11 protein-coding genes and 1 CRISPR repeat array are annotated in these 16,391 nt (G+C 54.6%); of the genes, 6 read left to right on the top strand and 5 right to left on the bottom strand.

All coding sequences use genetic code 11. From position 1 onward, the window contains the following. The first annotated feature begins 14 nt into the window (after positions 1 to 14). Entirely contained in the window at positions 15 to 926 is a 912-nt protein-coding gene (locus OGX80_RS10530; RefSeq protein ID WP_012133045.1) for a LysR family transcriptional regulator, read from the top strand. 145 nt (positions 927 to 1,071) lie between these two features. Next, a CRISPR array of direct repeats spans positions 1,072 to 1,700; the repeat unit is 28 nt; unit sequence GTTCACTGCCGTACAGGCAGCTTAGAAA. 140 nt (positions 1,701 to 1,840) lie between these two features. On the opposite strand, the gene infA is transcribed toward OGX80_RS10530, so the two are convergent. From infA to trxB, 5 genes are all read right to left on the bottom strand, one after another. Then, the gene (gene infA / locus OGX80_RS10525) at positions 1,841 to 2,059 is read right to left on the bottom strand and encodes a translation initiation factor IF-1 (protein WP_001040187.1); all 219 of its coding nucleotides are present in this window, start codon (positions 2,057 to 2,059) and stop codon (positions 1,841 to 1,843) included. 284 nt (positions 2,060 to 2,343) lie between these two features. Next, the gene (aat, locus tag OGX80_RS10515; protein ID WP_012133041.1) at positions 2,344 to 3,048 is read right to left on the bottom strand and encodes a leucyl/phenylalanyl-tRNA--protein transferase; all 705 of its coding nucleotides are present in this window, start codon (positions 3,046 to 3,048) and stop codon (positions 2,344 to 2,346) included. Between the two features lie 44 nt (positions 3,049 to 3,092). Next, entirely contained in the window at positions 3,093 to 4,814 is a 1,722-nt protein-coding gene (gene cydC / locus OGX80_RS10510; RefSeq protein WP_115181765.1) for a heme ABC transporter ATP-binding protein/permease CydC, read from the bottom strand. Then, complete coding sequence (gene cydD, locus OGX80_RS10505; protein ID WP_115181764.1) at positions 4,815 to 6,581, bottom strand: heme ABC transporter permease/ATP-binding protein CydD; 1,767 nt, start codon at positions 6,579 to 6,581, stop codon at positions 4,815 to 4,817. Between the two features lie 112 nt (positions 6,582 to 6,693). Beyond that, positions 6,694 to 7,662 (bottom strand): thioredoxin-disulfide reductase, encoded by a 969-nt coding sequence (gene trxB, locus OGX80_RS10500; RefSeq protein ID WP_012133038.1) that lies wholly within the window; start codon positions 7,660 to 7,662, stop codon positions 6,694 to 6,696. A gap of 547 nt (positions 7,663 to 8,209) precedes the next feature. Between trxB and lrp the strand changes: the two genes are divergently transcribed. The 5 genes from lrp (at position 8,210) to serS (ending at position 16,177) form a co-directional block, all read left to right on the top strand. Further along, positions 8,210 to 8,704, top strand: a complete 495-nt coding sequence (gene lrp, locus OGX80_RS10495) for a leucine-responsive transcriptional regulator Lrp (RefSeq protein ID WP_000228469.1) — start codon at positions 8,210 to 8,212, stop codon at positions 8,702 to 8,704. Positions 8,705 to 8,838: 134 nt separating this feature from the next. After that, positions 8,839 to 12,705, top strand: a complete 3,867-nt coding sequence (locus tag OGX80_RS10490) for a DNA translocase FtsK (protein ID WP_233644119.1) — start codon at positions 8,839 to 8,841, stop codon at positions 12,703 to 12,705. A gap of 122 nt (positions 12,706 to 12,827) precedes the next feature. After that, positions 12,828 to 13,439, top strand: a complete 612-nt coding sequence (lolA, locus tag OGX80_RS10485; protein WP_024130482.1) for an outer membrane lipoprotein periplasmic chaperone LolA — start codon at positions 12,828 to 12,830, stop codon at positions 13,437 to 13,439. A 10-nt stretch (positions 13,440 to 13,449) separates the two neighbouring features. Next, positions 13,450 to 14,793, top strand: coding sequence for a replication-associated recombination protein RarA (rarA, locus tag OGX80_RS10480; protein ID WP_024130481.1), 1,344 nt, complete (start codon positions 13,450 to 13,452; stop codon positions 14,791 to 14,793). 91 nt (positions 14,794 to 14,884) lie between these two features. Next, positions 14,885 to 16,177, top strand: coding sequence for a serine--tRNA ligase (serS, locus tag OGX80_RS10475; protein ID WP_233644118.1), 1,293 nt, complete (start codon positions 14,885 to 14,887; stop codon positions 16,175 to 16,177). Positions 16,178 to 16,391 lie beyond the last annotated feature (214 nt).

Genomic DNA, 16,391 nt, shown 5'->3' with positions numbered 1-16,391 from the left:
AACAGGACAATGTAATGACAAAACCGGATCTCAATGATTTTGCGTGGTTTGTTCATGTCGTCGAGGAGGGGGGATTTGCGGCGGCAGGGCGAGCGCTGGATGAACCAAAGTCAAAGCTTAGCCGACGTATTGCGCAACTGGAGGAACGGCTGGGCGTTCGCCTTATTCAACGAACCACGCGGCAATTTAATGTCACTGAAGTCGGGCAGACCTTTTATGAACATTGTAAGGCAATGCTGGTGGAAGCACAGGCGGCGCAGGATGCGATAGCCGCCTTACAGGTCGAGCCGCGCGGCATTGTAAAACTGACATGTCCAGTGACGTTGCTACATGTACATATCGGCCCAATGCTGGCGAAGTTTATGGCGCGTTATCCCGATGTGTCGTTACAACTTGAAGCAACCAACCGCCGTGTTGACGTGGTTGGCGAGGGCATTGACGTTGCAATTCGCGTCCGGCCGCGTCCTTTTGAAGACAGCGATCTGGTGATGCGCGTGCTGGCGGACAGGGGGCACCGTTTGTTTGCCAGCCCGGCGCTGGTACAGCGTATGGGAAATCCTTCTTCGCCAGCAGAACTGCATCACTGGCCCGGACTGAGCCTGGCTTCAGGTAAACATATCCACCGCTGGGAACTCTTTGGTCCGCAGGGCGCGCGCGCTGAAGTTCACTTTACACCGCGTTTGATCACCACAGACATGCTGGCGCTGCGTGAAGCGGCCGTTGCGGGCGTCGGCCTCGTTCAGTTACCTGTTTTAATGGTGAAAGACCAACTGGCTGCGGGGGAGTTGGTTGCCTTGCTGGAAGGATGGGAACCCAGAAGAGAGGTGATTCATGCGGTGTTTCCGTCCCGCCGTGGATTGTTGCCGTCCGTACGCGCGCTGGTGGATTTTTTGACAGAAGAGTATGCGCGGATGGTGGAGGATTAAAACAGAGCGCAATATACCCTTTTTTATTTTATGTTACTAACCTATTGATTTTATTGTATATATATAACTTGGGTGAAAAAGGGTCTGACAGGAAGAAGTTGCGTTTTTCTTCAATAAATCAACGTGATTGTCTGATATTATTCCTGTTCACTGCCGTACAGGCAGCTTAGAAAAGCCATTCATTTGATGCGGACATTATCCTTACGTTCACTGCCGTACAGGCAGCTTAGAAATCGGGCTACTCAAACGATTCGAGTAAAACTAAGTTCACTGCCGTACAGGCAGCTTAGAAACAGCGCCGCCAGCGTTCTGATGTTTTCGATGGGTTCACTGCCGTACAGGCAGCTTAGAAAAGGCACATTCAGGTAATCAGCCCATGGCGTTTGTTCACTGCCGTACAGGCAGCTTAGAAAAGCTACTGCAACCACGATGCCAATCACCGTACGTTCACTGCCGTACAGGCAGCTTAGAAAACCAGCATCATTGAACCGACGGCGCAGCAGTTGTTCACTGCCGTACAGGCAGCTTAGAAAAGTCACGCAGAGCAAGACCGTTATCCCACTTGTGTTCACTGCCGTACAGGCAGCTTAGAAAGCTGGTGTGCTTAATGGTGATGCTGGCGACCGGTTCACTGCCGTACAGGCAGCTTAGAAAAGTTATGAGCTGGCTATTGGGTGCGAAAGCACGTTCACTGCTGTACAGGCAGCTTAGAAAGTAACGTCCAGTCTGTAGCGTTATCGACAAAAGTTCACTGCCGTACAGGCAGTTCAGTATTTAATGTAGAAGGAAGGGACGCAGCGGGGAATAAAAATAACGTTAATTCGCATCAACGGTATTCATGCAGGAAAGGGACAACAAAAAGGCCGGATAAACCGACCTTTTTTTATCTTTACGCCACCCGGGCGTGAAAACGATCAGCGACTACGGAAGACAATGCGGCCTTTGCTCAGGTCGTACGGGGTCAGTTCAACAGTCACTTTGTCGCCCGTCAGGATGCGGATGTAGTTTTTACGCATTTTACCGGAGATGTGTGCAGTAACCACGTGACCGTTTTCTAATTCTACGCGGAACATGGTATTAGGTAACGTTTCGAGAACGGTACCCTGCATTTCAATATTGTCTTCTTTGGCCATCTAATCCTCTGGGGTATCACTACCGTAATTTGAACCGGCAAGATAATGCCGAAGTTCTTTAAATAAGTAAAGATTTGCGCGTTTAAAACGCAGCAAATCAGGTTTGGCGCATTACTCCGAAAAACACGGCAAAGCCGCACTTGAAGCGCAACGTATAAGGGAGCGATGAGATAAACGATGGGCGTTACCTGACGCGAACGGTTCCTTAACGGCGGCGGGGTAATGGGCATAACCTGCTCTGCGGCACAATTATAACACCCTGACAAAAAATGTGCCGAAAACATTCACGCCTGAGGCGAAAATAACGTGCGTGGCACCCAGAAATGACCCGGTAATCGCTGTTGCCGTAATGATCCCAGATGCTCAAGGTATTGCCTGCGGGGAATTTCGACAGCGCCAAGCGATGCCGTGTGGCTATTCAGCACCTGGCAGTCGATTAATTTTCCACCCTGACGAATAAATTCAGCGCAAAAAACAAGCAGCGCGGTTTTGGAGGCGTTCTCCTGGCGACTGAACATCGATTCGCCGCAAAACAGGGTGCCTTGTGAAACGCCATACATGCCGCCGACGAGCGCGTTGTGTCGCCATACTTCGATGGAATGCGCATGCCCCAGCTCATGTAAGCGGTGATACGCTTCCACCACATCGCGCGTGATCCAGGTTCCTTCGTCACGATCGTTGGCGCAGCCTTCAATAACCTGACCAAACGCATAATTAAGCGTGACGCGATAGGGCGATCGTTTGTGAAAACGCTTCATGCTGCGGCTGATGTGTAATGTTTCAGGCTGCAAAATAGCGCGAGGATCGGGTGACCACCAAAGAATAGGATCGCCCGGTGAAAACCACGGGAAAATACCCCGCTGATAGGCCATCAATAAGCGGGCAGGGCTGAGATCGCCACCAAGCGCCAATAAACCATTGGGTTCACGTAACGCGCCTTCCGGCGAGGGGAAGGCGATTGAGTGGCGAGAAAGCTGAACCAGGCGCATGACCGCAGAACTCCAGTACGCAAGTCGGATCGTTCAATAATAGCTTACAGACGTTGCTTAAACTGGTAATAACGACCCTGCCTGGCTAACAGATCTGCGTGATTACCTTGCTCAATAATTTGCCCGTTGTCCATCACTATTATTTGATCAAAACGCGACAGCCCGCGCAGACGGTGCGTGACCATTAAAACGGTTTTCCCGCGCATAACCTCTGTCAGCAATTCAAGCATCTGGCTTTCGGTTGTCGCGTCCAGCCCCTCAGTGGGTTCATCGAGCAGCATGAGCGGCGCATCGTGCAGCAGGGCACGGGCGATAGCCAGACGACGAAGCTCGCCGCCTGACAGCTGACGTCCGCCTTCGCCTAGCCAGCTGTTAAGTCCGCCATCCTCCAGCAGCTTTTCCAGCCCGACACGGCGCAGCATCTCTGAGAGCGTATCGTCGTTTGCGTCTGGCGCTGCCAGCAGCAGGTTGTCACGCAATGTGGCGCTGAACAGGTGTACTCGCTGCGACACCACGCTAATGGTGCGACGCAGGGCCGCTTCATCCAGCGTTGAAATTGGTTGATCGTTAAGCAGAATATCGCCGCTCTGCGGGTCCCAGGCGCGGGTGAGCAGTTGCAGCAATGTCGATTTCCCGCAGCCGGTGCGTCCGAGAATAGCGATATGTTCTCCGGGCGCGACTTGCAGAGAAAGGGCATCCAGCGCTTTTTGCGGCTGCTCCGGGTAACTGAATGAAACGTCACGCAGCGTCAGCGTTACCTGCCGGGGAGCCGCTGCTTCGCCATCCGGGAAGGTCACTTCAGGCTGCTGCTCGGTCAGTTCGGTAATACGCAGCGCAGAGGCGATGACCTGGCCAAGATGTTGAAACGCGCCGGTAACGGGAGCAAGCGCTTCAAATGCCGCCAGTGCGCAAAAGACAAACAGCGCTATCAGCGCGCCAGGCTGGCTGTTATCGCCGACGCCGCCGGAAGCCATCCATAACATCAGCATTACCGCCAGTGCGCCAATCAGCAGCATTAAGGCCTGGGATAGCGCCGTTAATTCAGACTGACGTCGCTGGGCTTCATGCCACTGTAATTCCGTGGCTTCCATTTGCGCCCGATAGCGCGAGCTGGCGCCAAATATTGTCAGTTCCGCCTGACCCTGTAGCCAGGCGGTTAACTGCTGGCGATACTGACCGCGTAAATGGGTTAAGTTCTGCCCGGTGCTTTTTCCGGCGCGATAGAAGAGCGGCGGCATAATAAACAGCGTCAGCAGCATAATGCCGCCCAGCGTAATCGCAAGGGTGAAATCGAGAACACTCAGCCCCAGCGTGACCACCATAATCACCACAAACGCGCCAACCAGCGGAGAAATAACGCGCAGGTAGAGGTGATCCAGCGTATCGACATCGGCGACGACGCGGTTCAGCAGCTCGCCCTGACGATAGCGGGCAAGACCAGCAGGGGAGAGCGGCAGCAGCTTGCTAAACGTATGAATACGCAAATGTTGCAATACGCGGAAGGTGGCGTCATGGCTGACCAGACGCTCGAAATACCGGCCCGCAGTACGGGTGATCGCCGCACCGCGCACGCCAGCAGCCGGCAGCATGTAGTTAAAGCTATAGATACCCGCCACACCGACTACGGCTGAGGCGGAGAGGAACCAGCCAGAGAGCGTCAGCAAACCGATACTGGCCAGTAGCGTGACGATGGCCAGGATAATACCGAGCGTTAACATCCACTTATGACGTTTATACAGCGTCAGATACGGTAGCAAGGCACGCATTTAAATGTCCTCCTGACGATGAGCCAATAGTGTCGCAAACGCGCCGTTGGCGCTGCTGAGTTGGGTATAATCACCTTGCTCGATGATCTGCCCGTCCTGCATAACCCAGATCACGTCCCAGTCGGCAAGATCTTCTAACTGATGCGTCACCATCAGCGTGGTCTGGCGTTTTGATGCGGCATTCAGCGCCTGCATTACACGCTGCTCGCTGTGGGCATCCAGACTGGCGGCGGGTTCATCCAGCAACAACAATTTGCAGGGATTCAGCAGGGCGCGGGCAACCGCAACCCGCTGCGCCTGACCGACGGAAAGGCGACCAGCGTGATCGCCAGTCGGCGTGTCTACGCCTTGCGGCAACAGAGGTAAAAACTCACTGACCCAGGCGCTGTCGAGAGCCGCCTGTAGCGCTTGTTCACTGGCATCCGGGCGGGCAAGCAGGACGTTTTCACGGAGCGTGCCAGCCGGTAATTGTGGGTTTTGCCCCACCCAGGAGAGATGTTTTCGCCAGGATTCCGGGGATAAATCACGAAGTTCAACGCCGTTAATGCACAGGGAACCCTGATAAGAGAGAAAGCCTGACAGCGCGTTTAACAGCGAACTCTTTCCTGAACCGCTGCGGCCAACCAGTACGGCGCGCTGACCTGCGGCCAGTGTGAAATTCAGCGGTCCTGCAAGCGTTTTACCTTCCGGCGAGGTAATTATCAGATCCTGCGCTTCAAGGGTTACCGGTTCTTTCCCGGAAAGTTCGACATCACCGCGTTCCGGGTGAGCGAGAGGCGTTTCCATAAAGGTTTTCAGGCTGTCAGCCGCACCTACCGCCTGTGCTTTGGCATGGTAAAAGGTGCCCAGATCGCGCAGTGGCTGGAAAAACTCCGGCGCCAGAATCAGCGCCAGGAAGCCGGCGGCAAGCGTGACGCCCGTCCCGTAATGGCCGAAATTAAGTTCGCCGAGGTAGGAGAAACCGAAATAAACCGCGACCAGCGCAATGGACAGCGACGTGAAGAACTCCAGTACCCCGGAGGATAAAAAGGCGAGACGCAGGACTTCCATTGTGCGCTGGCGAAAATCTTGTGAAGCGACACGAATGCTTTCCGTTTCTGCTTCACCGCGCCCGAAGATGCGCAGCGTCTCCATACCGCGTAAGCGGTCGAGGAAATGCCCGCTCAGGCGGGCAAGCGCCTGGAAATTACGGCGGTTAGCGTCGGCGGCGCCCATTCCCACCATCGCCATAAATAATGGGATCAGCGGTGCGGTGCCGAGCAAAATTAGCGCGGCGGCCCAGTTTGACGGGAAAATCGCCGCCACAATCAACAAGGGAACGCAGACAGCAAGCGCCATTTGCGGCAGATAGCGGGCATAGTAATCATGCATATCGTCAATCTGCTCCAGCACCAGCGTCGCCCAGCTACCAGCCGGTTTACCCTGAATCCAGGCTGGCCCTGCCTGTTGCAGGCGATCCAGCACCTGGCGGCGGATCTCAAATCGGATATGCTGCCCGGCATGAAAACCCACCCGCTCGCGCAGCCAGACCACCCAGGCGCGCAGGACAAACACCAGCATCAGTACGATGAAGGGGAGCAGGAGGGCTTCGCGGGGAATATTGTCCATGATCATATGCTGGAGAATGCGAGCCATGATCCAGGCCTGAGCGACAATCAGTACGCCACTCACGAAACCCAACAGGCGTGAAATGTTCAGCCAACGTTGGGAAATTACACTTTGCTGTTTTAACCAGCGGGTCAATTCTTTTTGACGGGTTTTATTCATTGCACGCTTAGCAGGTGAGTTATCGGAATTTTTGGCACGGCAATGTTACAACGGGGCAAAAATAAAGGCGACTTATAGTCGCCTTTTTTACTTTTGTTACTGATTTGTAAAACTATTTGCACGCGTCAGCCAGACCGTCAAGGTAGCGTTCAGCGTCCAGCGCCGCCATGCAACCTGTGCCCGCTGAGGTGATTGCCTGACGATAAATATGGTCCATCACGTCGCCTGCGGCGAACACGCCGGGAACGCTGGTCTGCGTGGCGTTACCGTGGATGCCGGACTGGACTTTGATATAGCCGTTTTCCAGTTCGAGCTGACCTTCAAAAATCGCGGTGTTCGGGCTGTGGCCGATGGCGACAAACAGGCCTGCAACGTCAAGGGATTCAATGTTGTCCGGGTTTTGCGTATCACGCAGACGCAAACCGGTAACGCCCATCTGATCGCCGGTCACCTCTTCCAGAGTGCGGTGGGTGTGCAGCACGATGTTGCCGTTTTCCACTTTATCCATCAGGCGCTTGATCAGAATTTTTTCGGCGCGGAAGCCGTCGCGACGGTGAATCAAATGCACTTCAGCGGCGATGTTCGCCAGGTATAACGCTTCTTCAACCGCCGTGTTGCCGCCGCCGATGACCGCGACCTTCTGGTTGCGGTAGAAGAAACCGTCGCAGGTGGCGCAGGCAGACACGCCACGGCCTTTAAATGCTTCTTCAGACGGCAGGCCGAGGTAGCGTGCGGAAGCGCCAGTTGCGATGATCAGCGCATCACAGGTGTATTCGCCGCTGTCGCCGGTCAGACGGAAAGGACGGTTTTGCAGATCCACGCTATTGATGTGATCGAAGATGATTTCAGTATCAAATTTCGTCGCATGTTCGTGCATGCGCTCCATCAACAGCGGCCCGGTCAGATCGTTCGGATCGCCAGGCCAGTTTTCCACTTCCGTCGTGGTGGTCAGTTGACCGCCTTTCTCCATACCGGTAATCAGAACCGGTTGCAGGTTTGCGCGCGCAGCGTAGACCGCAGCGGTATATCCCGCCGGTCCAGAACCCAGGATAAGCAGTTTACTGTGTTTGGTCGTGCCCATGAGATCCCCATAGTTGTTGGCAGACAATGGGCAGGATTGTAGGGAATTTGCAGACGTAAAAAAAGAGTATAGCGATTTTGTTAACAATATGTGTAATAGCAGGAACCGATGAATGGGCGGATTTAGGGCTGCGATATAACGCTTTCTACTTAAAATCGGTCAGTTATAAGGTGATAAAATGACGATTTAGCGCCGCTCTTAATGAATAACTGGCATGTTGTACTAAAAATCGATGTTTTGCTTTGACAATCCCCTGCTGTTTTGCGAAAACATCTTCTGGAAGAAAAAAACAGTGTTATGTGTGTGCTGCATAATCATGCATATAAGCACCATGTTTACCGGGCTAGTGAAATCTACGCATGGCGTGGACAGACGCCATTCGTGATGTCGATAGCTGCCATCCGGCAACGGTCTTCTCACCATAGGCCCTGGCATTGCGCGCCGTTAATCCCTCTGGGTTCGGTCTATTGTGATGGGCATCGACTCTGAACAGTGATGTTAGTAGAGTCAGGCAGGAGTAGGGAAGGAATACAGAGAGACAATAATAATGGTAGATAGCAAGAAGCGCCCTGGCAAAGATCTCGACCGTATCGATCGTAACATTCTTAATGAGTTGCAAAAGGATGGGCGTATTTCTAACGTCGAGCTTTCTAAACGAGTGGGACTTTCACCGACGCCTTGCCTTGAGCGTGTCCGTCGGCTGGAAAGACAGGGTTTTATTCAGGGCTATACGGCGCTGTTAAACCCGCATTATCTGGATGCATCACTTCTGGTTTTTGTTGAGATTACTCTGAATCGTGGCGCTCCAGATGTGTTTGAACAATTTAACGCCGCAGTACAAAAACTTGAAGAAATTCAAGAGTGTCATTTAGTTTCCGGTGATTTCGACTACCTGTTGAAAACACGCGTGCCGGATATGTCAGCGTACCGTAAGCTGCTGGGTGAAACCCTGCTGCGTCTGCCTGGCGTGAATGACACACGTACTTACGTGGTAATGGAAGAAGTCAAACAGAGCAATCGTCTGGTAATTAAGACGCGCTAACACGGAACAGGTGCAAAATCGACGTAGTTTGATTACACTCCTGTTAATCCATACAGCAACAGTGCCGGGGCAACCCGGTGCTGTTGTCCGTTTTAGCATCGGGCAGGAAAAGCCCGAAACCTGGAGAGCCTTTTTTGAGCCAGGAATACACTGAAGACAAAGAAGTCACATTGAAAAAGTTAAGCAGCGGGCGCCGACTTCTGGAAGCGTTGCTGATCCTTATTGCCCTTTTTGCCGTCTGGTTGATGGCAGCCTTACTTAGCTTTAACCCTTCAGATCCCAGTTGGTCGCAAACCGCATGGCATGAGCCTATCCATAATTTGGGTGGTGCGCCGGGCGCGTGGCTGGCTGACACGCTGTTCTTTATCTTTGGCGTGATGGCCTACACCATCCCGGTGATTATCGTTGGCGGCTGCTGGTTTGCCTGGCGGCACCAGAGCAACGACGATTACATCGACTATTTTGCCGTGTCGCTGCGCATTATCGGCGTCCTGGCGTTGATTCTTACCTCCTGCGGATTAGCCGCAATTAATGCTGATGATATCTGGTACTTCGCGTCCGGCGGCGTCATTGGCAGCCTGTTAAGCACCACGCTTCAGCCTCTGCTGCACAGCAGCGGGGGAACGATTACGCTGCTGTGCGTCTGGGCAGCCGGTCTGACGCTCTTCACCGGCTGGTCCTGGGTGAGCATTGCAGAAAAACTGGGTGGCTGGCTGCTGAATATTCTCACCTTCGCCAGCAACCGTACTCGCCGCGATGACACCTGGGTCGATGACGACGAGTATGAAGATGATGATGAATACGAAGATGAAGCGGTGGGCGCACAGCGCGAATCCCGACGTGCGCGCATCCTTCGTGGCGCCCTGGCGCGCCGTAAGCGGCTGGCAGAGAAGTTCAGCAATCCGCGTGGGCGACACACGGATGCGGCGCTTTTCTCCGGCAAGCGTATGGATGATGAAGACGATATCGAATACAGCGCGCGTGGCGTGGCCGCCGATCCTGATGATGTGCTGTTCTCCGGCCATCGTGCGACGCAGCCGGAATATGAGGAATACGATCCTCTGCTGAATGGACATTCGGTCACGGAGCCTGTTGCCTCCGCCGCTGCGGCGACAACGGCAACGCAAGCCTGGGCGGCGCCTGTCGATCCAGTTATGTCTGCACCGTCGGTGCCGGGTGCTGAAGCCGCGCCTGCGCAACCGGTGGTGGAATGGCAGCCTGTTCCGGGGCCGCAAACCGGCGAGCCGGTCATTGCGCCCGCGCCGGAAAGTTATCCGCCGCAACCACAATATGCGCAGCCGCAAGCGCCACATCATGAACCGTGGCAGCAACCTGCGCCGACCGAGCCGCAAGCGCAGTATTACGCTGAACACGCGTATGAACAGCCTGTGCCGCAGGTGCAGGAACCTGCGGCGGAACAACCCTGGCACCCTGAGCCGGTTTATCCGCAAGAGCCTGTTTATCAACACGAGCCGACTTTCGAGCCGCAACCGGCTTACCCGCAGGAACCGGTTCAGGATACGTATTACCAGCAGCAGCCTGCTGTTGAGCCACCGTCTGCGGTGGAGCCTGAGCCTGTAGCAGAAGAAATTAAACCCGCCCGCCCGCCGCTCTACTACTTTGAAGAAGTGGAAGAGAAACGCGCGCGTGAGCGTGAGCAACTGGCTGCGTGGTATCAGCCGATTCCTGAGCCAGCGAAAGCGCCGGAGCCGGTTAAACCATCGGCACCGACAGCAGCTTCTGTGCCGCCTGTTGAATCCGTTGCCACGGTTGCGCCGTTGGCGGCAGGCGTCAAAGATGCAACGCTGGCCGCAGGCGCGGCGGCGGCATCCGCTGCACCTGCGTTTAGCCCGGTAAGCGGTGGTGCGCCACGCCCACAGGTTAAAGAGGGGATTGGCCCGCAACTGCCTCGCCCTAACCGCGTTCGCGTTCCGACCCGCCGTGAGCTGGCCTCGTATGGCATAAAATTACCGTCTCAGCGTATCGCGGAAGAGAAAGCGCGTGCGGCGGGGCGTCATCAGTATGATGCCGAAACGCAGTATACCGATGATGAAATTGATGAGATGCAGCAGGATGAGCTGGCACGTCAGTTCGCCCAGTCTCAGCAGCATCGTTATGGTTCCGAATATCAACATGATGCTCCTCAGGCAGAAGATGAGGATGCAGCAGAAGCTGAACTGGCTCGCCAGTTTGCCTCTTCACAGCAGCAGCGCTATGCCGGGGAACAGCCTGCGGGAGCCCATCCGTTCTTGCTGGATGATTTTGAATTCTCGCCGATGAAAGCGCTGGTGGATGAAGGCCCGCATGAGCCGTTGTTTACTCCCGGCGTGATGCCTGAGCAGCCTGTTGCGCCGCAACAGCCCGTCGCGCCACAGCAGCAGTATCAACAGCCGCAGCATCCCGTCGCGCCGCAGCAACCGTATCAACAGCCGCAACAACCGACCGCGCCACAGCCGCAGGAAAGCCTGATCCATCCGTTGTTGATGCGTAATGGCGACAGTCGTCCGTTGCAGAAACCTACCACGCCGCTGCCGTCGCTGGATCTGCTGACGCCGCCGCCGAGCGCAGTGGAACCGGTCGATACTTTCGCGCTGGAACAAATGGCGCGCCTGGTCGAAGCGCGTCTGGCGGATTTCCGCATTAAAGCTGACGTGGTGAACTATTCCCCAGGGCCTGTTATTACCCGTTTTGAGCTGAATCTGGCGCCGGGCGTGAAAGCCGCGCGTATTTCTAACCTGTCACGCGATCTCGCGCGTTCACTGTCAACCGTTGCGGTACGCGTGGTAGAAGTGATCCCTGGTAAGCCTTACGTGGGCCTCGAACTGCCGAACAAAAAACGTCAGACCGTCTACCTGCGTGAAGTGCTGGATAACGCTAAATTCCGCGAGAATCCGTCGCCGCTCACCGTGGTGCTGGGTAAAGATATCGCTGGCGATCCGGTTGTGGCCGATCTGGCGAAAATGCCTCATCTGCTGGTTGCGGGGACGACGGGTTCCGGTAAATCGGTTGGGGTCAATGCCATGATCCTCAGCATGCTGTATAAAGCGCAGCCGGAAGACGTGCGTTTCATCATGATTGACCCGAAAATGCTGGAACTTTCGGTCTATGAAGGCATTCCACATCTGCTGACCGAAGTGGTTACCGATATGAAAGACGCCGCCAACGCACTGCGCTGGAGCGTTAATGAAATGGAACGCCGCTATAAGCTGATGTCGGCGCTTGGCGTGCGTAATCTGGCAGGCTATAACGAGAAAATTGCCGAAGCGGCACGGATGGGGCGTCCGATTCCAGACCCGTACTGGAAGCCGGGCGACAGCATGGATGCCCAGCATCCGGTGCTGGAAAAACTGCCGTATATCGTGGTTCTGGTCGATGAATTCGCCGATCTGATGATGACCGTCGGTAAGAAAGTTGAAGAGCTGATTGCGCGTCTGGCGCAGAAAGCGCGTGCCGCAGGTATTCACCTGGTGCTGGCGACTCAGCGCCCGTCGGTTGACGTTATTACCGGTCTGATTAAGGCCAACATTCCGACGCGTATCGCCTTTACCGTATCCAGTAAGATCGACTCACGCACGATCCTCGATCAGGGCGGCGCGGAATCCCTGCTGGGGATGGGGGATATGCTTTATTCCGGCCCGAACTCAACCATGCCGGTACGTGTTCATGGCGCGTTTGTCCGCGACCAGGAAGTGCATGCGGTGGTGCAGGACTGGAAAGCGCGTGGTCGCCCGCAATACATTGACGGCATCACCTCGGATAGCGAAAGCGAAGGGGGCGGCGGCGGTTTTGACGGCGGCGAAGAGCTGGACCCGTTATTCGATCAGGCGGTGAGCTTTGTGACCGAAAAACGCAAAGCGTCCATTTCTGGCGTTCAGCGTCAGTTCCGTATCGGTTACAACCGTGCGGCGCGCATTGTCGAGCAGATGGAAGCCCAGGGCATTGTCAGCGAACAAGGCCATAACGGGAACCGCGAGGTGCTGGCGCCACCGCCGTTCGAATGATTGCAAAGATCGGTAAATAAATAAGAATTCAGTATTTTCTTCTTTCCTCATGCTGATTTTTGGCCTGGAATAGAGAGCAGAGGGAACTCCCCATCGGGAGTGACGTATTTTGAGGAATAATGATGAAAAAAATCGCAATCACCTGCGCATTACTCTCCGGCTTTGTGGTGAGCAGCGTATGGGCGGATGCCGCCAGCGATCTGAAAAGCCGTCTGGATAAAGTCAGCAGCTTCCACGCCAGCTTTACGCAAAAAGTGACTGACGGCAGCGGCGCCGCCGTTCAGGAAGGCCAGGGCGACTTATGGGTTAAGCGTCCTAATCTGTTTAACTGGCATATGACGCAGCCCGACGAGAGCATTCTGGTCTCTGACGGGAAAACGCTATGGTTCTTTAACCCGTTTGTCGAGCAGGCGACGGCGACCTGGTTAAAAGATGCGACGGGCAATACGCCGTTTATGCTGATAGCCCGTAACCAGTCCAGCGACTGGCAGCAGTACAACATCAAACAAAATGGCGATGACTTTGTGCTGACGCCAAAAAGCAGCAGCGGTAACCTGAAGCAGTTCACCATTAATGTGGGTCGTGACGGGACTATTCATCAGTTCAGCGCAGTGGAACAAGACGATCAGCGCAGCAGCTATCAGCTGAAATCTCAGCAGAATAGCGCTGTCGATGCATCAAAATTTACCTTTACTCCGCCGCAAGGTGTAACGGTAGACGACCAACGTAAGTAGAGGCGCATGAGTGAGCAATCTGTCGCTCGATTTTTCTGATAATACCTTTCAGCCACTGGCCGCGCGTATGCGGCCAGAAAATTTAGCGCAGTATATTGGTCAGCAGCATCTGCTGGCTGCGGGTAAGCCTTTGCCTCGTGCAATTGAGGCCGGGCACCTGCACTCGATGATTTTGTGGGGGCCGCCCGGTACGGGCAAAACCACGCTGGCCGAAGTGATTGCCCGCTATGCCAATGCTGACGTCGAACGCATTTCCGCCGTGACTTCTGGCGTAAAAGAGATTCGTGAAGCCATTGAACGCGCCCGCCAGAACCGTAATGCCGGGCGCCGCACTATTCTGTTTGTCGATGAAGTCCATCGCTTCAACAAGAGCCAGCAGGATGCGTTTCTGCCGCATATCGAAGACGGCACGATTACGTTTATTGGCGCGACGACCGAAAACCCGTCCTTCGAGCTGAACTCGGCTTTGCTGTCACGCGCCCGCGTGTATCTCCTCAAATCCTTAACGACTGAAGATATTGAGCAGGTGCTGAATCAGGCGATGGATGATAAAGCGCGTGGTTATGGCGGCCAGGATATCGTTCTGCCGGACGAGACGCGCCGGGCGATCGCCGAACTGGTGAACGGAGATGCGCGTCGGGCGTTAAATACGCTGGAAATGATGGCAGACATGGCGGAAGTGGATGACAGCGGTAAGCGAGTATTATTGCCCGCATTACTGACCGAAATCGCCGGGGAGCGCAGCGCGCGCTTTGATAATAAAGGCGACCGCTTTTACGATCTCATCTCCGCATTGCATAAATCGGTGCGTGGCAGCGCCCCGGACGCGGCGCTTTACTGGTATGCCCGGATCATTACCGCTGGCGGCGACCCGCTGTATGTCGCCCGACGTTGCCTGGCGATTGCTTCTGAAGACGTCGGCAATGCCGATCCTCGCGCAATGCAGGTGGCGATTTCTGCGTGGGATTGCTTTACCCGCGTCGGCCCTGCGGAAGGGGAACGGGCGATAGCCCAGGCGATTGTTTATCTGGCCTGTGCGCCGAAAAGTAACGCGGTTTATACCGCGTTCAAAGCGGCGCTGGCCGATGCCCGTGAACGCCCGGATTATGACGTGCCTGTGCATCTGCGCAATGCGCCGACGAAACTGATGAAAGAAATGGGCTATGGCCAGGAATACCGCTACGCGCATGATGAGCCAAACGCCTACGCCGCAGGCGAGGTTTATTTCCCGCCGGAAATAGCGCAAACACGCTATTATCATCCCACAAACAGGGGTCTTGAAGGCAAGATTGGCGAAAAGCTCGCCTGGCTGGCTGAACAGGATCAAAATAGCCCCACAAAACGCTACCGTTAGCGCGATCGTTGCGGTAATGTTGGCACTGTATCCCTGTGACTGCAGGCTGTGGTCACGTTTCCTATTTTAATTCGATAAGCACAGGATAAGCATGCTCGATCCCAATCTGCTGCGTAATGAGCCAGACGCAGTCGCTGAAAAACTGGCACGCCGGGGCTTTAAGCTGGATGTAGATAAGCTGCGCGCTCTTGAAGAGCGTCGTAAAGTTTTGCAGGTCAACACGGAAAACCTGCAAGCAGAGCGTAACTCTCGATCGAAATCCATCGGCCAGGCGAAAGCGCGCGGGGAAGATATCGAGCCTTTACGTCTGGAAGTGAACAAGCTGGGCGAAGAGCTGGATGCGGCAAAAGCTGAGCTGGAGAGCTTACAGGCTGAAATTCGCGATATCGCGCTGACCATTCCTAACTTACCGGCTGATGATGTACCGGTAGGTAAAGATGAAAACGACAACGTTGAAGTCAGCCGTTGGGGAACCCCGCGTGAGTTTGATTTCGACGTCCGCGATCATGTGACGCTGGGTGAAATGCACGCCGGTCTCGACTTCGCGGCTGCGGTTAAACTGACCGGTTCTCGTTTTGTGGTAATGAAAGGGCAGATTGCCCGTATGCACCGCGCGCTGTCGCAGTTCATGCTGGATCTGCACACCGAACAGCATGGTTACAGTGAAAACTACGTGCCGTATCTGGTGAACCACGACACGCTGTACGGTACAGGGCAGTTGCCGAAATTTGCGGGCGATCTGTTCCATACTCGTCCGCTGGAAGAAGAGGCTGACAGCAGCAACTATGCGCTGATCCCGACGGCGGAAGTGCCGCTGACTAACCTGGTGCGTGATGAAATCATCGACGAAGATGCGTTGCCGATCAAAATGACTGCGCATACGCCATGCTTCCGTTCTGAAGCGGGTTCTTACGGTCGTGACACGCGCGGTCTGATCCGTATGCACCAGTTCGATAAAGTTGAGATGGTGCAGATTGTGTGTCCAGAAGAGTCAATGGATGCGCTGGAAGAGATGACCGGCCATGCTGAGAAAGTGCTTCAGTTGCTGGGTCTGCCGTACCGTAAAATCGTTCTGTGTACTGGTGACATGGGCTTTGGCGCATGTAAAACCTACGATCTCGAAGTATGGATCCCGGCGCAGAACACCTATCGTGAAATCTCTTCCTGCTCGAACGTATGGGATTTCCAGGCGCGTCGTATGCAGGCACGCTGCCGCAGTAAGTCCGACAAGAAAACCCGTCTGGTTCATACTCTGAACGGTTCCGGTCTGGCGGTTGGGCGTACTTTAGTTGCCGTGATGGAAAACTACCAGCAGGCTGATGGCCGCATCGAAGTTCCAGAAGTATTACGTCCGTATATGAACGGACTGGAATATATCGGCTAATCCCCGCTTCTCTCTGCTTAAAAAGCGCCTCCGGGCGCTTTTTTTTATGCCTGTTTGACACCGGACAAGAATGGTTACCCCTTTGGGGGTAATACTACCTTCGAATGAAGATTAGCATTTATCGCTGATTTTTCTCATATTCATTATATACAAAACTATATAGCGATTTATTCGCTGTATAAATAACTACATAACGAAGTGTCTGGCTTTTATC

The sequence above is a fragment of the Citrobacter sp. CK194 genome (assembly GCF_030333395.1).
GTDB lineage: Bacteria > Pseudomonadota > Gammaproteobacteria > Enterobacterales > Enterobacteriaceae > Citrobacter_B > Citrobacter_B koseri.
Note: the sequence above shows the minus strand (reverse complement) of the source record. Positions and strands in the feature narration are given on the sequence as shown.

Bases quoted from the DNA above. Each gene is read 5' to 3' on its own strand.
- cydC (WP_115181765.1), bottom strand. From the start codon at position 4,814: ATGCGTGCCTTGCTACCGTATCTGACGCTGTATAAACGTCATAAGTGG.
- lrp (WP_000228469.1), top strand. From the start codon at position 8,210: ATGGTAGATAGCAAGAAGCGCCCTGGCAAAGATCTCGACCGTATCGAT.
- trxB (WP_012133038.1), bottom strand. From the start codon at position 7,662: ATGGGCACGACCAAACACAGTAAACTGCTTATCCTGGGTTCTGGACCG.
- infA (WP_001040187.1), bottom strand. From the start codon at position 2,059: ATGGCCAAAGAAGACAATATTGAAATGCAGGGTACCGTTCTCGAAACG.
- OGX80_RS10530 (WP_012133045.1), top strand. From the start codon at position 15: ATGACAAAACCGGATCTCAATGATTTTGCGTGGTTTGTTCATGTCGTC.
- lolA (WP_024130482.1), top strand. From the start codon at position 12,828: ATGAAAAAAATCGCAATCACCTGCGCATTACTCTCCGGCTTTGTGGTG.
- aat (WP_012133041.1), bottom strand. From the start codon at position 3,048: ATGCGCCTGGTTCAGCTTTCTCGCCACTCAATCGCCTTCCCCTCGCCG.
- cydD (WP_115181764.1), bottom strand. From the start codon at position 6,581: ATGAATAAAACCCGTCAAAAAGAATTGACCCGCTGGTTAAAACAGCAA.
- serS (WP_233644118.1), top strand. From the start codon at position 14,885: ATGCTCGATCCCAATCTGCTGCGTAATGAGCCAGACGCAGTCGCTGAA.